This is a genomic window from Methylobacterium sp. 285MFTsu5.1 (genome assembly GCF_000383455.1).
In the GTDB taxonomy this organism is placed as follows: Bacteria; Pseudomonadota; Alphaproteobacteria; order Rhizobiales; family Beijerinckiaceae; genus Methylobacterium.
This window is the reverse complement of the sequence record NZ_KB911274.1, coordinates 50,894-67,562: the sequence shown is the minus strand read 5'-3', so window position 1 is coordinate 67,562 and position 16,669 is coordinate 50,894. Positions and strand designations below refer to the sequence as shown.

14 protein-coding genes are annotated in these 16,669 nt (G+C 71.8%); 9 read left to right on the top strand and 5 right to left on the bottom strand.

Annotation, left to right across the window (positions count from 1 at the left end):
- Positions 1-83: 83 nt before the first annotated feature.
- Together H288_RS35085 and H288_RS0110500 are read right to left on the bottom strand one after the other, a co-directional pair.
- The gene (locus tag H288_RS35085; protein ID WP_020092543.1) at positions 84-1,418 is read right to left on the bottom strand and encodes a DUF5666 domain-containing protein; all 1,335 of its coding nucleotides are present in this window, start codon (positions 1,416-1,418) and stop codon (positions 84-86) included.
- 11 nt (positions 1,419-1,429) lie between these two features.
- Positions 1,430-2,275 carry a DUF6502 family protein gene (locus H288_RS0110500; protein WP_020092542.1) on the bottom strand — a complete coding sequence of 282 codons (846 nt, stop codon included), beginning with the start codon at positions 2,273-2,275 and terminating at the stop codon, positions 1,430-1,432.
- A gap of 474 nt (positions 2,276-2,749) precedes the next feature.
- On the opposite strand from H288_RS0110500, the gene H288_RS36255 reads away from it, so the two are divergent.
- From H288_RS36255 to H288_RS0110485, 3 genes are all read left to right on the top strand, one after another.
- Entirely contained in the window at positions 2,750-2,878 is a 129-nt protein-coding gene (locus tag H288_RS36255; protein WP_020092541.1) for a hypothetical protein, read from the top strand.
- 35 nt (positions 2,879-2,913) lie between these two features.
- Positions 2,914-3,651 carry an outer membrane beta-barrel protein gene (locus H288_RS0110490; protein WP_020092540.1) on the top strand — a complete coding sequence of 246 codons (738 nt, stop codon included), beginning with the start codon at positions 2,914-2,916 and terminating at the stop codon, positions 3,649-3,651.
- A 185-nt stretch (positions 3,652-3,836) separates the two neighbouring features.
- Positions 3,837-4,208: a hypothetical protein gene (locus tag H288_RS0110485; RefSeq protein WP_020092539.1), complete on the top strand. Its 372-nt coding sequence runs from the start codon at positions 3,837-3,839 to the stop codon at positions 4,206-4,208.
- 18 nt (positions 4,209-4,226) lie between these two features.
- On the opposite strand, the gene grpE is transcribed toward H288_RS0110485, so the two are convergent.
- The 3 genes from grpE to H288_RS0110470 all read right to left on the bottom strand — a co-directional run bounded on the left by grpE (position 4,227) and on the right by H288_RS0110470 (position 9,207).
- The gene (gene grpE / locus H288_RS0110480) at positions 4,227-4,841 is read right to left on the bottom strand and encodes a nucleotide exchange factor GrpE (protein WP_026604829.1); all 615 of its coding nucleotides are present in this window, start codon (positions 4,839-4,841) and stop codon (positions 4,227-4,229) included.
- A gap of 103 nt (positions 4,842-4,944) precedes the next feature.
- Positions 4,945-7,737, bottom strand: coding sequence for a [protein-PII] uridylyltransferase (locus H288_RS0110475; protein ID WP_020092537.1), 2,793 nt, complete (start codon positions 7,735-7,737; stop codon positions 4,945-4,947).
- Between the two features lie 51 nt (positions 7,738-7,788).
- On the bottom strand, positions 7,789-9,207 hold the full coding sequence (locus tag H288_RS0110470) for a TAXI family TRAP transporter solute-binding subunit (RefSeq protein WP_020092536.1): 1,419 nt from the start codon (positions 9,205-9,207) through the stop codon (positions 7,789-7,791).
- A gap of 224 nt (positions 9,208-9,431) precedes the next feature.
- Between H288_RS0110470 and H288_RS0110465 the strand changes: the two genes are divergently transcribed.
- The 6 genes from H288_RS0110465 to polA all read left to right on the top strand — a co-directional run bounded on the left by H288_RS0110465 (position 9,432) and on the right by polA (position 16,624).
- A complete protein-coding gene (locus H288_RS0110465) occupies positions 9,432-9,977 on the top strand; it encodes a RecX family transcriptional regulator (RefSeq protein ID WP_020092535.1) in 546 nt (181 codons plus the stop codon).
- A gap of 76 nt (positions 9,978-10,053) precedes the next feature.
- The gene (locus tag H288_RS0110460; protein ID WP_020092534.1) at positions 10,054-11,265 is read left to right on the top strand and encodes a putative DNA modification/repair radical SAM protein; all 1,212 of its coding nucleotides are present in this window, start codon (positions 10,054-10,056) and stop codon (positions 11,263-11,265) included.
- Positions 11,265-12,746, top strand: coding sequence for a UdgX family uracil-DNA binding protein (locus H288_RS0110455; RefSeq protein ID WP_026604828.1), 1,482 nt, complete (start codon positions 11,265-11,267; stop codon positions 12,744-12,746). Before H288_RS0110460 ends, H288_RS0110455 begins: the two co-directional genes overlap by 1 nt.
- 60 nt (positions 12,747-12,806) lie before the next feature.
- The gene (locus H288_RS0110450) at positions 12,807-13,103 is read left to right on the top strand and encodes a nucleotidyltransferase (protein WP_020092532.1); all 297 of its coding nucleotides are present in this window, start codon (positions 12,807-12,809) and stop codon (positions 13,101-13,103) included.
- Positions 13,084-13,443, top strand: coding sequence for a HepT-like ribonuclease domain-containing protein (locus H288_RS0110445; protein ID WP_026604827.1), 360 nt, complete (start codon positions 13,084-13,086; stop codon positions 13,441-13,443). The genes H288_RS0110450 and H288_RS0110445 overlap by 20 nt, the downstream gene beginning before the upstream one ends.
- Positions 13,444-13,465: 22 nt before the next feature.
- Positions 13,466-16,624, top strand: a complete 3,159-nt coding sequence (gene polA / locus H288_RS0110440; RefSeq protein ID WP_020092530.1) for a DNA polymerase I — start codon at positions 13,466-13,468, stop codon at positions 16,622-16,624.
- Positions 16,625-16,669 lie beyond the last annotated feature (45 nt).

Sequence of the window (16,669 nt, the reverse complement as noted above, 5' to 3'; positions counted from 1 at the left end):
CACCCCTCTCCCGCAGGGGAGAGAGGACCCACGCCTCGCTCGGCACGGGCCCGGCTACATTGTCGTCCCGACCGGGCGCGGCTCTAGCGCCGGCCGCCGCCCGGACCGCCAGGCCCGCCGAAACCACCGCCGCCGAAACCACCGCCGCCGAAGCCGCCCCCGCCCGGGCCCGGGCCGGGGCCCCCGGGCGAGCCGCCGAAGCCCCCGGGGCCGCCCGGGAACGCCCCGGGGCCTGCCGGCGGCGTGCCGCCGAAGCCGCCGCGCGGCGCTCCGAATCCGCCGGTACCCTCCGATCCGGGGACGACCGCGCCCCCCGGCCGGGTGTCGATCGCGGGGCCGCGCGGTTCGCCGATGCCGCCCAGGCCGCCCTGGCGGCCTCCGGGCTCGGCGCCGAAGCGGCCGGGCGCCTCGTCGGGGAGGTTGCGGAGGTCGAGCCGGTCGCGCTCCCGCTCGAACCGGGGGGCGTCCGGCCGCTGCGGCTCGGGCGCGATGCGGTCCTCGATCCGCAGCCGCTCCACCGTCAGGTCCCCGTCCCGCGCGATCGCCGCGGTCAGCACCGCCCGCACGCTCCCGGTGCGCGGAACCTGCGCGCCGGGGCGGCCCGCGACGGCGTAGCCCGCGCCGACGTCGAGCCTGCCGCTATCCCGGCCGATATAGGCCTCGATCGAGACCTGTTTCAGACCCGGCGGGAAGGGCAGACCGACCTGCGCGGCGTTGGTCACGGTGAGCACGCCGTTCGCCGCACGGCCCGTCACCAGGGCGCGCCGGCCCGGCGGCAGGGCGTCGGCGCCCGCGAGGCGGAGGCCGCCGATCCCGAGGCCGCCCGCGACCCGCCGCACCGGGCCGGCGACGCGGTCGGGCCCGGTGTCCCGCGGCTCGATCAGGCTCGCCACGATCACGCCGTCGGGCCGGCGCAGCCCGCTCACCGCGACTCGCGCGCCCGGCTGCCACGCGCCGCCGAGACCCGTGGTCGAGACCCGCTGGCCGAGCACTACGAGCCGCCCAGGCGCGACCGATTCCACCGTCCCGACCACTTCGCTCGTGACGTCGATCCGTCCCGTGGCGAGTCCGCCGCCCTCGGGCCGCGCCACCACGTGGACGACCTGACCGATCTTCAGGTGGGCGGCCTTCGCGGCCGTGCCGTCGATATGCACCTCCACCTCGGGCGGATAGGCGATGCGCAGGTCGTTGACGACGATCGAGCCGAAGCGTCGGATCGTGCCGATCACGCCGGTGCCGCCGATGCCGCGGTCGCCCTCGCCGAGGGGCCCGCTCTTCGGCGCGTCGGTCCGCATCATGCCGGTCCCGCCGATGCCCTGATCGCGCGGGGATTCCTGCGACCGGACGGTGCCGGGCAGAACGGTCGCGGCGCCCGCGAGCAGGCGCAGGACGAACCGGCGGTTGAGCGTGGCGCGCACCGGCCGGCCTCTCACCGCTCGTCCGCTCGCCGCGCCGGCGGCGCCGCTTCGGTGTAGACGTACAGGCCGAAGTTCCAGCGATGCGTGCCGCCGGGATCGGTCTGGCAGGCCGCGTGCGCTTCCCGGTTGGCCTGCTGCAGCGCCTCCATGGCGATCTCGCGGGCGCGCGCCTCGAGCCGGGTCGCGAGGTCCTCGGACAGCCCGTCGTAGTGGACCGCCCGCTCGAGGAAGCGCGGCGCGTCTCCGAAGATGTTGGCGACGGCGGCGGCGATATGGTCGTGCAGGTTGCGGCCGAAATAGTAGAGCTGGGGCCCCTCGGCGCCGTCGCCCCTCGGTACGTAGGCGGCCTCGGCCAGCACGATCCGGTCCTGCGGATCCGTGAAGGCCAGCCCGCGATCGAGCCACTCGTCGAGGACGGCGCGCGGCCGCAGGTCCCGCGTCACGCCCGCGACCAGCGACTCGAACGAGGGTGCGCCGCCCTCGGCCGTGCGCGGAAGTTTCAGGGGCTGGCCCTGCGCGTCGGTGAAGGCCGGGTCGGCGATCCAGCGGGCGATGATCCGGCTGGTGCGGGAGACGACCGCCGGGACGGCGCTGACCGGAGCACCGGCGCCTCGCAGGCGCCGGACCTCCTTGCGGTGGATGCCGGTGAGCAGGGAGACGCGGCTGTCGGTCTGCTCCTTTCCGGTGAGGGCGAAGTCGTACTCGGCGACGTTCACGTACAGCTCGCGCAGCAGGTCGGTGAGTGCTGGGAAGGTGATGCCGCGGGCGACGAGCAGGCGCACGAGGGGGCGCAGCAGCCGCGCCAGCGGCGCGTGCAGGCTGGCGCCCTCCCGCGGTGTATCGGCAGTATCAGACATGGCCGCATCGTGACGGCTCACGCTGTGGGACACAATCCCACCGCGTGCGAAGGCGCACGCTGGTCCCTCGATTTCGCGTTGACGTGGGATTTTTGCACACGTAAAACCATTTCGTGGTCAAATTTCCCACGAAATGCGGGGCCGGCCGATGACGATTGATACGCGAACGCTCGTGGCGATGCCCCTGCCGCCGCTCACGCTTCCCACCGCCCAGGCGCGACGGGCAAGCCTGGGTGATCCCCTTCCGCGGCTCCGACGCCTCGTCTGCGTCGTCGCCGCGCTCACACTGCCCGTCCTCGGGGTCGCCGTCGCGGAAACGGTCCACCGCGCCGGTTCACCGAGGGCGCCGCAGGCCGCCGCTCCCGCCACCCCCTCAGGCGGGGCGGCGGCACCCTCGGGCGCCGTCGGGCCCCGACGCGCCGCGAGAACCGTGAGGGTCGCGGCACGCACGGAAGAGAACCGCGAGGTCCGCTCTTGATCGCCCTGTCCGGTATCGACCGCGCACGAACCGCGCCGACCTGCGGTGGAGCGGCCATTCTCGATCTCGCCCTCTGCCTGATCCTGTCCGTGACCGTCGTCGGGCTGCTCCTCCTGGCCCTCTGATCCCGCGGCTCCGCCGCGCGCCGAACGAGATTTCCATGAACGCACGAACCTCCGCAGCCCTCGCGGGCGCCGCATGCGGCTGCCTGGCCCTCGCCGCCCAGGCGGCCGACCTGCCCCGCCGCGCGCCGCCGCCGCCACTGCCGTCGCTCCCGGTCTTCACCTGGACGGGCATCTATGCCGGCGTGAATGCGGGATACGCATTCCCGACCGGGAGCGGCGGCTTCACCGACCCGACCTACGGCACCGTCACGGGCGGCGGGCGGTCAGGCGGCTTCGCCGGCGGCGGCCAGATAGGCTACAATTACCAATTCACGCCGGGCTCCGGCGCCGTCGTCGGCGTCGAGGCCGACATCCAGGGCGCGGCCTTCGCCAAGGCGGACGCCGCCTATCTCGGCACCACGCCGTATTACAGTGTCCGACCGAGCCTCGACTATTTCGGCACGGTCCGCGCCCGGCTCGGCTACGCGTTCGACCGGGTCCTCGTCTACGGGACCGGCGGTTTCGCTTACGGCGGCGGGGCGCGCGCGACCGACGCGGGCGCCTACCCCTACACCCTGCCGTCGACCGACCGGACCGGATACGCGGCCGGCGGCGGCATCGAGTACGCCTTCACCGAGAAGCTCTCCGCCAAGGTGGAGGCGCTCTACCTCCATCTCGGCCGCGGAACGAACGCCGCCACGTACTACAACGCCAGTGTTCCGGCGTTTTATGGTGCCGGCAAACAGGACTCCGGGTTTGCGGTGGTTCGGGCCGGTGTGAATTACCGATTCTGAGCAATATTCGTTGGGCGATAGCTTGACGGAGCGGTCAAGCTGGGTCGCAATGCCCTGCATTCGGCTTCGCGAATCTGTCGGCCGCGCGAGCCTGTCCATGGCCGAGGGATGTCGGTGAGGCCGGATACCGCGCGGGTGCAGCCCCGCGGGACCGCGGATTCTCTCCGACAGGATCGGCCGTGAGCATGCCCAGCTCGACCTCCCTCACGACAATGCTGCTCGCCGTCGCGCTCGCGGCCTGCACCGTCCCGGCGCGGGCGCAGGAGATCGTGCCACCCGGGCCCGACGGGCGCGGCGCCATCCTGATCTACGGGAATTTCTGCGGCCCCGGCAGCCGCGGGCCCGGCTACCCGCCGATCGACGCGCTGGATCTCGCCTGCGCGCACCACGACGCGTGCTCGCCTGAGCCGGCCGCGGGAACGCTGCCGACCTGCGCCTGCAACGGCCGCCTCCGCGTCGAGGCGGGGCTCGTCGCCCGCGATCCGGCGGCGCCGGCCCGGACCCGCCAGACCGCGCAGTTCATCTCGGATTTCGCCGCGGCGCTGCCCTGCCAGTAGGGCGCACCACGGGGCCGCTCAGGCGGCGTCGGCCGGGTTGGCGGCTGCCTTCGGGCCGCCCTTGGCGACGCCCACCAGGGCCGGGCGCAGCACGCGCTCGCCGATGACGTAGCCCGCCTGCACGACCTGCACGACGGTGCCGGCCGGAACCTCCGCGTTCGGCACCTCGAACATCGCCTGATGGCGGTTCGGGTCGAACTTCTGGCCCTGCGGCTCGACGATCTTCACGCCGTGGCGCTCGAGGGTCTTGCCGAGGTCGCGCTCGGTGAGCTCGATCCCGTCGATCAGCCCCTTCAGGGCGCCGTCGGCCGTGGCCTTCGCGTCGGCCGGAACGCTGTCGAGGGCGCGGCGGATGTTGTCGGCGACGTTGAGCACGTCCCGGGCGAAGTTGGTCACCGCGTAGGCGCGCGCGTCGGCGACCTCGCGCTCCGTCCGGCGGCGCAGGTTCTCCATCTCGGCGAGGGTGCGCAGCGTCCGGTCCTTGAGCTCGTCGCGCTCGGCGGTCAGCAAGGCCAGGGCCTCCGCGACCGGATCGACGGTGGCCGACTCGCTGCCCTGACCCGCGGGCGCGGGATCCTGGGCCGCGCCGGCACCGGCTTCGACCGTGGTCTGGCGCTGGTCATCCTGAGGCATGTCGTTGCTCGTCATCACGTTTCAGTCGTGGGCGGGAATCGGTGAGGGATGGTGGAATCGGCGCTGATATCTGGCCACGGGGCCGCGAAATCAACCCGTACGCTCACGCCTCGCGCGGCGGCGGCGCCGCCACCAGCGCCTCCAGACCCTCGGCCTTCAGCGTCGCGACGTCGTGGGCGAACACGTCCATCACGGCGGCCCGGATCGCGGCCTGCCGGTCGGGCTGCGTCACCCGCGTGCCGGTGAGGTCGGTGACGTAGAAGACGTCCACGGCGCGCTCGCCGAACGTCGCCACATGCGCCGACGTGATGTTGAGCGACAGCCGGCTGAAGGCCGTGGTGAGCTCGTAGAGCAGGCCCGGCCGGTCGAGGCCGGTGATCTCCACCACGGTCTCCCGGCTCGACAGGGCGTTGTCGATGATGACGTCCGGCGGCACCGGGAAGGTCTTGGCGCGGGTGCTGGTCGGCGGGTGCTTGTCGGCCACGAGGTCGGCGATCTTGATCTCGCCCTTCAGCGCCCGCTCGATCGCCGCGGTGATGCGCTTGGTCCGACGCAGCTCGTCGTCGTCCCGCTCGAAGGCGCGCGAGATGAAGATCGTGTCGAGGGCGAACCCGTCCGTGGTGGTGAAGATCTGCGCGTCGACGATGTTGCTGCCGGCCGCGGCGCAGGCGCCGGTGACGATGGCGAGCAGGCGGGGATGGTCCGGCGAGTAGACCGTGATCTCGGTCACGCCCCGGACGGGATCGAGGGCGACGTCGGTCGCGCTGGTCCGCCCGTCGCGCACGACGTCGCGCAGGAAGATCGCGTTCTTGAGCTGGCGCGTGCCGTCGACCTTGAGCCAGTAGGCCTGGCTGTGGCGGGCCGCGTAGGCGTCGAACTCCTCCGAGCCCCAGCCGGGCAGCTGTTCCCGCAGGCCCATCTGCACGAGGCGCACCCGGTCGGTGCGGGCGATCTCGGAATGGCCGCCCGAGAGGTAGACCTCGGTCTCGTCGTACAGGGTGCGGACCAAGGTGCCCTTCCAGGCGGTCCAGACGCCGGGGCCGACGGCGGTGATGTCGGCCACCGTCAGGATGGTCAGGAGCTTCAGCCGCTCCAGGCTCTGCACGCTCGCGGCGAAGCGCTCGATCGTCTTGGCATCCGAGAGGTCGCGGCTCTGCGCGGTCATCGACATCAGCAGGTGGTGCTCCACGAGCCAGCGCACCGTCTCGGTCTCGGCCTGGTTCAGGCCGAAGCGCGGGCAGAGCTTCTCGGCGATGGCGGCGCCGGCGATCGAGTGGTCCTCCGGGCGGCCCTTGGCGATGTCGTGCAGCAGGATCGCCACGTAGAGCGCGGTGCGGTTGTGGATCGAGTGCACGAGGCGCGAGACCAGCGGGTAGGTCTCCTGGGCCCGGCCCGATTCGATGTCCGCCAGCACGCCGACCGTGCGCAGCAGGTGCTCGTCCACCGTGAAGTGGTGGTACATGTTGAACTGCATCATCGCGACGATGCGGCCGAAATCCGGGATGAAGCGGCCGAGCACGCCCGCCTCGTTCATCTCGCGCAGCGCCTCCTCCGGCGCGTTCCGCGAGGTCAGGATCTCGACGAACAGTCGGTTCGCCTCGGGGTCCACGCGCAGCGACGGGTTGACGAGGCGCAGGGACCGGTTGGCCAGCCGCTTGGCGTCCGGATGGATCGCGAGGTTGTGCCGGTCGGCGAGCCAGAACAGCCGGATGAGGTTGACCGGGTCGCGCTCGAAGGCGTCCTCCGCGCGCAGGTTCACCCGGCCGTGGTCGATCCAGAAATCCTCCGCCTCCATGGCGGTCGCCCGGAACCGGTCGCGGAACCGGCCGATCCAGCGGTCGAGAACCGGCGTGCGCTTGGCGTGGCGCGCCTCCAGCTCGGCGCAGACGATGGCGGTGAGATCGCCCACATCCTTGGCGATGCGGAAATAGGCCTTCATGAAGCGCTCGACGCCGGAGAGGCCGCCCCGGGCCTCGTAGCCGAAGCGCTCGGCGATCCGCGGCTGCAGACCGAAGGACAGGCGCTCCTCGGCGCGCTTCGTGGCGAAGTGCATGTGGCAGCGCACCCGCCACAGGAACTCCTCGCAGCGCTCGAACAGCGCGTACTCTTCCGGGGTGAACAGGCCGGCGCTGACGAGCTCGATCTGGTCGCGGACCCGGTAGGTGTACTTGGCGATCCAGAACAGCGTGTTGAGGTCGCGCAGGCCGCCCTTGCCGTCCTTGACGTTGGGCTCGACGAGGTAGCGCGAGGTGCCGGCCTTGGAGACGCGCAGGTCGCGCTCGCGCAGCTTCGCCTCGACGAACTCGGCGGCGGATCCGACCACCAGCTCGGCGTCGAAGCGCGTCACGAGCTCCTCGTAGAGCACCCGGGTGCCGAACAGGTACCGCGCCTCCAGCAGGGCCGTCCGGATCGTCATGTCGGCCCGCGCCTCGCGCAGGCACTCCTCGACCGAGCGGGTGGCGTGGCCGACCTTCAGTTTCAGGTCCCACAGGACGTAGAGCATCCCCTCGACGACGCTCTCGGACCACGCGGTCTGCTTGTAGGGCAGCAGGAACAGCAGATCGATGTCCGATCCCGGCGCCATCGTGCCCCGGCCGTAGCCGCCGGTGGCGACCACCGCGAGCTGCTCGCCGGTCGACGGGTTGTCGTTGGGATAGAGCCGCCAGACCACGGCGTCGTGGATCGCCCGGACCACCGCGTCGGTAAGATTCGACAGGGTCTGCGCGCACAGCAGCCCGTTGCGGTCCTCGAGGAGCTGCGCCTCGGCGGCCCGGTGGCCCTCCTCGATCACCCGGCGCAGCTGCGGCACCAGCGCGGCCCGGAGCTTCGTGGGCTCGCGGGCCTCGCGGTCGAGGTTCTCGAGAACCGTATCGAGGGCGGCGACGGGATCGAACATGGTTCCCGTTAGCATGATATCCCTAAGCCGCCAGCCATGCGGCGCCCGCCGCTACTCCGCGGCCGGCAGATCGAGGGCGAGCAGCCGGGCCGTGCGGTTGCGGGTCGCCGCCCGGGGCTCGGTCTCGCTCGTCTGCCGCCGCGCGTCGGCGATGGCCGCGTGGACGCCGTCGACCGCCAGGATCAGCGCGCTGACCGTCCGCGCGTCGATGCTGCGCTCGCGGGCGTAGCAGACCACGTCCGCCACCAGCCCGTCGGTCTCGATCGCGATCGCGTCGAGTTCGGCGGCGCTGGTCGCCGCGCGCACCTCGCGCATGATGTCGAGGAGCCGGTCGAGGACGAAGTCGACCCGCTCCCGGCGCTTGCGGGCGAGGCGCTGGCCGAGCCACGCGAAGCCGGAGCCGATCGTGCCGCCGAAGAAGGCGAACAGGTAGATGTAGTCCTCGTAGCGGTCGAGGAAGGTCTGCTGCTCGCGCTCGAAATAGTCGACGGCGCCGGGGTGGTTCGGCAGGCGCGCCGAGGTCGCCGCCACCGTCGTGTCGAAGTCCGGCGCCTTCATCAGCTTGGCCACCGGCGCGGTCGAGGCGAGCCGCGAGCGCCACTCGAACAGGTGCTGCGTCGCAGAGGCGACCGCGACGCGGCTCACCGTGCCGCGGGCCATCAGGCGATAGGAGGCGCCGACGGTCTTGACCTCCTCGTCGGGCCGCTTCGGGCGGCCGCCGAAGGTGCCGGCCGGGATCGTCACCGACTGCAGCTCGGGGAAGCGCTGCAGGATCGCGTCGCCGTCCGGGATCGAGACGAAGCCGATCTTGCGGTCCGGCGCGCCCAGCTCGACGGCGCGGACGACCGCGGCCGCCGGCTTGGAGGCCGGGCTCGCGATCACCGCCACCGCGTCGACCCGCTTCTCGGTGAGTGCGGCCGTGACGTCACCGACCTTCAGCGGCACCACGACCACGTGGCCGGGCTCCGCCTCGGCGGCGTGGCCGGCCTCCGGCGCGTCCTCGCCCACGATGTCCGGCACGAGGTCGTAGAAGGACAGGAGGTTCGTGAGGAACGACAGGTCAGCGCTGTGACGGACCACGATGCCGAGCCGCTTGCGCGCCAGGGCCGGCACGTCGTCGAGATCGGCCGCCTCCGGCGCCGCGATGACCAGGGCCTCGTCGTGCAGGATCGCCAGGGTCAGCCCGTTCTCGGGCAGGAACACGTCCGGCCGCACCACCGCGAGGTCAGCCTTGTTGCGCTGGAGTGCCAGGGCGCTGTCGCGCACGTCGCCGTAGCGCACCACCTTGAGACGGACGTCCTCCCGGGCCCGGTCGAGGGCGCCGGCATAGGCCTCGATCAGCGCGGCCTCGGGCCCGTCCTGGGGGCCGACCGCCACCGTCAGGGTGTTCGGGCGCGACAGGTAGACGATCGCGGCCGCGGCCGCGGCGAGCCCCAGGGCCACGAGGACCAGGAGCCACTCGCGCCGCATCAGTACGGCCGCCGCGCCGTGCAGCCGCAGGCGCCATCGGCCCTGCGGAGTGCCGGGCGAAGAACGGTGGTTCGGGCCATGGCCGAGCCTGTCGCGTTGCGCGCGTTCCATACCTGAGTCATGGAACGCAAACCTGTCGAGATCGTGAAGAACCGGTGAAATCTCCATTCGTTGCAGGATCCGCGCCAGAAGGTCGCGACCGCGAGATCAAGCCGCCCGGCCCCGTGAGCCCGGCCTGGCTGGAGCGTGCGGCGCTCCACTATCTGGAGCGCTACAGCGCCTCGACCGATATGCTGCGCCGGACGCTCGCGCGCCGCGTCCAGAAGCGCGCGCGGGCCCGGGGCGAGGATCCCGAACGCTTCGCCGACCTCGTGACGGCGACCGTCGCGCGGGCGGTGTCGGCCGGCCTCGTGGACGACGCGCGCTTCGCCGATACCCGCCTCGCCACCCTGCGGCGTCGCGGCACCTCGACCCGCGGCGTCTCGGCCAAGCTCGCCGCCAAGGGGATCCCGCGCGACGTCGTGGAGGCCGCCATGCTGGCTGAGCGCGACGCCCTGCCGGACGGGGAGGCGGACGCGATCGAGGAGCAGGCCGCCCAGGCCTACGCCAAGCGGCGACGCCTGGGACCGTATCGCCGACCGGACCAGCGGGCGACGCACCGCGACCGCGACCTCGCCGCCCTGGCCCGGGCCGGCTTCGCCTACGGCCTCGCCCGCCGTGTGGTCGACCGGGAGCCCGACGAATCCGGCGAGCCCGACGCGCCTGCGTGACGGGTGCGGCATCGCGGCCCGGGGTGAACGCCGCGCCGGCCTTGCACCTTCGGCCACGTTGTTCATTGTCTGTTCGATGGACGAGACCCTGGCCAAGAAGCTGCGCATCCTCGCGGACGCCGCCAAGTACGACGCCTCCTGCGCCTCCTCGGCCGCGCCGAAGCGGGCGGCCGGCAAGGACGGGCTCGGGTCGACCACCGGCGCCGGGATCTGCCACGCCTACACGCCCGACGGGCGGTGCGTCTCGCTCCTCAAGATCCTGCTGACGAACTGGTGCCTGTTCGACTGCGCCTACTGCGTGAACCGGCGCTCCTCGAACGTGCGGCGGGCGAAGTTCACCGTGGAGGAGGTCGTGAACCTCACCCTGAACTTCTACCGGCGCAACTACATCGAGGGGCTGTTCCTCTCCTCCGGCATCATCAAGTCGCCGGATCACACGATGGAGCTGCTGACCCGCGTGGCGAAGTCGCTCCGGCGCGACCACGGTTTCGCCGGCTACATCCACCTTAAGTCGATCCCGGAGGCGAGCCCCTGGCTGATCGAGGAGGCGGGCCTCTACGCCGACCGGCTCTCGATCAACGTCGAGCTGCCGACTGAGGCGAGCCTGGAGCGGCTCGCGCCCGAGAAGGACGGCGCCGCGATCCAGGGGGCGATGGCGCAGATCGGCGAGCGCATCGTGCAGGCCAAGGCCGAGAAGCGCCGCTTCTCGCCGGCCGGCCACTCGACGCAGGTGATCGTCGGGGCGGACACCACCACCGATGAGGCCCTGATCCGCAAGAGCGCGCTCCTCTACGGCAGCGTTGGCCTGAAGCGGGTCTACTACTCTGCCTACAGTCCGATCCCGGACGGCTCAGCGATCCTGCCGCCGAAGCCGCCGCCGCTCCAGCGCGAGCACCGGCTGTACCAGGCCGACTGGCTGCTCCGGTACTACGAATTCACCCCCGACGAGGTGGCCGACGCCTCCGAGGGCGGGATGCTCGCCCTCGACATCGACCCGAAGCTCGCCTGGGCGCTGAAGCACCGGGACAAATTCCCCGTGGACGTGAACCGCGCCGACCGGGAATGGCTGCTGCGGGTGCCGGGGCTCGGGGCGCGGGCGGTCGACAAGATCGTCAGGGCGCGCCGCCACGCGACCCTGCGCCTCGATGACGTCGCCCGGCTGACCTCCGGATTGAAGCGGGCGCGGCCGTTCCTAGTGGCCGCCGACCATCGGCCGGTCGGGCTCACCGACCGGCTCGACCTGCGGACGCGGCTGGTCGAGCCCGCGGCGCAGCTGAGCCTGTTCTGATGGGGGCGGGGCACGCGCCGTTTCCGTCTGCCTCCGTGGAGAGAGGGGATGCGCGGTCGCCGCGCGCCGTCGCGCTGCGCCCCGGCGCCGATCTCGACGGTTTCCGCAAAGCCGCCCGGAGCCTCGTCGCGCAGGGCGTCGCCCCCGAGGCCGTGACGTGGTCGGTGACGGATGCGCCCGGCCTGTTCGGCGGCGACGCGGAGCAGGCCGCCGGGACGCCGCTTGTCCTGCCGAAGGCCGTCGCCACCTTGATCCCGCAGGTCATTCCCCACCGCGATCCGGAGCGCTACGGCCTGCTCTACGCGCTGATCTGGCGCGTCTGCCGCGGCGAGCGGCACCTGATGGAGATCGGCAGCGACCCGCTGGTCCACCGCCTGCACCGGATGGCGAAGGCGATCGGGCGCGACCTCCACAAGATGCACGCCTTCCTGCGTTTCCGCCGGGCGGAGGGACCGGACGGCGAGCGCTACGTCGCGTGGTTCGAGCCGGACCACCACATCCTCGAGGCGGCGGCACCGTTCTTCGTCGACCGCTTCCGCGGGATGCGCTGGTCGATCCTGACGCCCGAGGGCTCGGCCCACTGGGACACCGAGACCCTGACTTTGGGGCCGCCCGGCGACCGCGCCCATCTTCCGGAGGGCGACGGCTTCGAGGCCGGCTGGCAGACCTATTACGAGAGCACGTTCAACCCGGCCCGCACCAACCTGAAGGCGATGCGGGCGGAGATGCCCAAGAAGTACTGGCACAACATGCCCGAGACGGCTGCGATCCCGGCCCTGGTCCGGGCGGCGGCCGGGCGAACCGAAGCCATGATCGAGAGGGAGCCGACCTTGCCCACACGCCGCGAACCCGCCCGGGCCGTCGCCGCCATGGCCGACCAGGATCCCAAGAGCCTCGACGAGCTGAACGCGATCATCCGCCGGACCGAGCCGCTGGTTCCGGGGGCCACCCAGGCCGTGCTCGGCGAGGGGTCGGTCGGGGCGACGGTGGCCTTCGTGGGCGAGCAGCCCGGCGACCAGGAGGACCGGCAAGGCCGGCCCTTCGTCGGGCCCGCCGGCCAGTTGCTCTCCCGCGCCATGGCGGAGGCCGGGCTCGACCGGGGCGCGAGCTACCTGACGAACGCGGTCAAGCACTTCAAGTTCGAGGAGCGCGGCAAGCGCCGCATCCACCAGAAGCCGACAGCCGGCGAGGTCAGCCATTACCGGTGGTGGCTCGACCGGGAGCTCGAATTCGTCGGCCCGAAGCTCGTCGTGGCGCTCGGCGCGACCGCCGTGCTGGCGCTGACCGGCAAGGCGATCCCGATCACCCGGGCGCGCGGCCCGTTCCGCTTCGACCGGCACGACAACCGATTCCAGGGCTTCATCACGGTCCACCCGTCCTACCTGCTCCGGTTGCCGGACGAGGCGAAGGCGGAGGCCTACGCGGCCTTCGTGGACGACCTGCGCCGGGTGGAGGCGCTCGGGCGCGAGTTGGCGGCCTGATCCTCCTCTGCCGCGCTTCTGCTATGCTGGCGGCCGCCGATTCCCTCCGGTCCCGCCGCCATGGACAAGCTCGCCGCCCTCGATATCCTGCGCGCCAACGAGGCGGAACTGCGCCGCCGCGGCGTTCTCCACGCGGCTCTGTTCGGTTCGGTCGCCCGGGGGGAGGCGCGGGCCGACAGCGATCTCGACGTGATGATCGAGATCGATGTGTCCGTCGTGGGCGGTCTCTTCGGCTATGTCGGCCTGTGCCACTTCATCGATGATCTCTTTCCGATCCGGGTCGACGTGGCGGATCGGGCGGCCCTGAAGGATCGGGTTCGCACGCACGCGGAGCGCGATGCCATTTCCGCCTTCTGAACGCGAGCGGGCCGCCTGCGCCGACATGATCGCCAACGCGGAGCGCGTTGCCCGCTTCGTGGCGGGATTCACGCTCGAGACGTTCGAGGCAGACGAACGCACCCACTTCGCGGTCGTGCGCTGCCTGGAGATCATCTCGGAGGCGAGCCGCCGATTGAGCGCCGAGACGAGAGCCCGATATCCCGCCGTGCCGTGGCGTCAGATCGCGGATGCGGGGAACTTTTATCGCCACAGCTATCATCGGGTGACGCTGGACATCGTCTGGCTCACCGTCCACCACGAGTTGCCCGTCCTCGTCGCGGCCTGCCGCGCCGAGCTGGACCGCGCGCCCGACTCCTGATCGCCCCGAGCCGCCTGAGCCCATGACCGACTCGAAGCCCGACTCGAGCCCCGAGACCAAGCCCGTCGGACCCGGCGATCAGGTGATCCTGGTCGACGGCTCGTCCTTCATCTTCCGGGCCTATTTCCAGTCGATCAACCAGGACCAGAAGTACAATTCGCGCCCCTCCGACGGGCTGCCCACCGGCGCCGTGCGGCTGTTCTGCACCAAGATCGCGCAGTTCCTGCAGGACGGCGCCGCCGGCACCATGCCGAGCCATCTCGGGATCGTCTTCGACAAGTCGGAGGGCTCGTTCCGCAAGGAGATGTTCCCCGACTACAAGGGCCACCGCCCGGACGCGCCCGACGACCTGAAGCGCCAGATGCCGCTGATGCGCGACGCGGTGCGCGCCTTCGGCCTGCACGCGGTGGAGCTGGAGCGCTACGAGGCCGACGATCTCATCGCCACTTACACCCGCCAGGCCGAGGCGCGGGGCGCGGGCGTCATCATCGTCTCGTCCGACAAGGACCTGATGCAGCTCGTCGGGCCGCAGGTGCGGTTCTACGATTTCGAGTCGGGTGCCAAGGGCAAGCCCGGCTACCGACCCGAGCGCAACCTCGACGTCGAGGCGATCGTCGCCAAGTGGGAGGGCCTGCAGCCGAACCAGATCGGCGACGCGCTGGCGCTCATCGGCGACACCTCCGACAACGTGCCGGGCGTGCCCGGCATCGGCCTGAAGACGGCCGCGGCGCTGATCAAGGAGTTCGGCAGCCTCGAGGCCCTGCTGGAGCGGGCGGGCGAGATCAAGCAGCCCAAGCGGCGGGAGACGCTGCTCGCCAACGTCGATCAGGCCAAGCTGTCGCGCAGGCTCGTGGCGCTGATGGAGGACGTGCCCGTCCCGGTGCCGCTGGACGACCTCTGCGTGCCCCAGCCCAATCCCGAGAAGCTGGTCGGCTTCCTGAAGGCGATGGAGTTCAACACGCTGACGCGCCGCATCGCCCAGATGCTGCACGTCGATCCCGAGGCGGTGAAGCCCGATCCGCGCCTCCTGCCGGGCGCCCGGCCGCACGGCTACGGCAACGCCGCCGGGGGCAGCGACGCGGTGCCGTTCTTCGGCGATTCCGTGCCGCCGGATCCCGAGACCGCGGCCGCCGGGGCCGAGCGACCGCCGGGCGCCGCCCCGCCGGAGGGCGGCGAGATCGATCCCTTCGCCGACCTCGACCTGCCGGACGCGCCCGCCAAGCCCCGGGCGCCCGTCGAGGCGACACCCGGCAACGTGGTGGCGGCACGGGCCGCGGAATCCGTGGCGCCGTTCGACACCGCCGCCTACGAGACGGTCTCGTCGCTGGAGCAGCTCGACGCCTGGATCGCCGAGGCCGAGGAGGCCGGCGTGATCGCGGTCGACACCGAGACCGACTCGCTCGATGCCCACAGGGCCGGCCTCGTCGGCGTCTCGCTGGCGGTCGCCACCGGCCGGGCCTGCTACATCCCGCTGGCCCACGTCCAGGCCGCCAAGGTGCAGGCGGACGCCACCGACCTGTTCGGCGAGGGCGCCGCGCCCTCCGACGTGGTCGAGCCGGTGCCGGGCCAGATCCCCCCGAAGGAGGCCGTCGCCCGGCTGAAGCCGCTCCTCGAGCACCCCGGCGTCCTGAAGGTCGGCCAGAACCTCAAATACGACTGGGTGGTGCTCGCCCGCTACGGCATCGAGGTCGCGCCGTTCGACGACACGATGCTGATCTCGTACGTGCTCGACGCCGGCAAGGGCGGCCACGGCATGGACGAGCTGGCCCGCCGGCATCTCGGCCACCAGCCGATCACCTTCTCGGACGTGGCCGGCACCGGCCGCAACAAGGTGACGTTCGACCGCGTCGCCATCGACAAGGCCACCGCCTACGCGGCCGAGGACGCCGACGTGACCCTGCGCCTGTGGCGGATGATGAAGCCGCGCCTCGTGGCCGAGCACCGGGTCGCCGTCTACGAGACCCTGGAGCGGCCCCTGCTGCCGGTGATCGCCCGGATGGAGCAGCGCGGCATCCGCGTCGACCGGGAGATGCTGAGCCGCCTGTCCGGGGATTTCTCGCAGATCCTCGTCCGCCTGGAGGAGGAGATCCAGGAGGATGCCGGGGAGAAATTCTCGGTCGGCTCGCCGAAGCAGATCGGCGACATCCTGTTCGGGAAGATGGGTCTGCCGGGGGCCAAGAAGACGCCGTCGGGCCAGTGGGCCACGCCCGCGACCCTGCTGGAGGAGCTGGCCCAGGCGGGCCACGAGCTGCCCAAGAAGATCCTGGAGTGGCGGCAGCTCTCGAAGCTGAAATCCACCTACACGGACGCGCTCCAGGCCCATGCCGACCGCGAGACGGCGCGGGTCCACACCTCGTTCTCGCTGGCGGCGACCACCACGGGCCGGCTGTCCTCCTCCGAGCCGAACCTGCAGAACATCCCGATCCGCACCGAGGAGGGTCGCCGGATCCGCCGCGCCTTCGTGGCGGCGCCCGGCAACCGGCTGATCTCGGCCGACTACTCGCAGATCGAGCTGCGGCTGCTGGCCCACATGGCCGACATCCCGGAGCTCCGGAAAGCGTTCGAGGACGGGATCGACATCCACGCGGCGACCGCCTCGGCGATGTTCGGCGTGCCGCTCAAGGCGATGACGCCCGACCTGCGGCGCCGGGCGAAGACCATCAACTTCGGCATCATCTACGGCATCTCGGCCTTCGGCCTCGCCGACCGGCTCGGCATCGGCCGCGAGGAGGCCTCGGCGTTCATCAAGCAGTATTTCGAGCAGTTCCCGGGCATCCGGGACTACATCGAGACCACCAAGAAGAGCTGCCGCGACAAGGGCTACGTCACCACCCTGTTCGGCCGCGTGTGCCACTACCCGCAGATCCGCTCCAACAACCCCTCCGAGCGCGCCAGCGTCGAGCGGCAAGCGATCAACGCGCCGATCCAGGGCTCGGCCGCCGACATCATCCGGCGGGCCATGACGCGGATGGAGGCGGCCCTCGCCGCGAAGAAGCTCAGGGCGCGCATGCTGCTGCAGGTGCACGACGAGCTGGTGTTCGAGGCGGCCGAGGACGAGGTGGAGCGGACGATCCCGATCATCCGCGGCGTCATGGAGGAGGCGCCGGCGCCGGCCCTGACCCTGAAGGTGCCGCTGGTGGTCGAGGCCAACGCGGCGGGCAACTGGCAGGAGGCGCATTGACGGGTCGGACCGAGGCTCAGCCGGCCGTCTTCGCGAGCGGAGCGA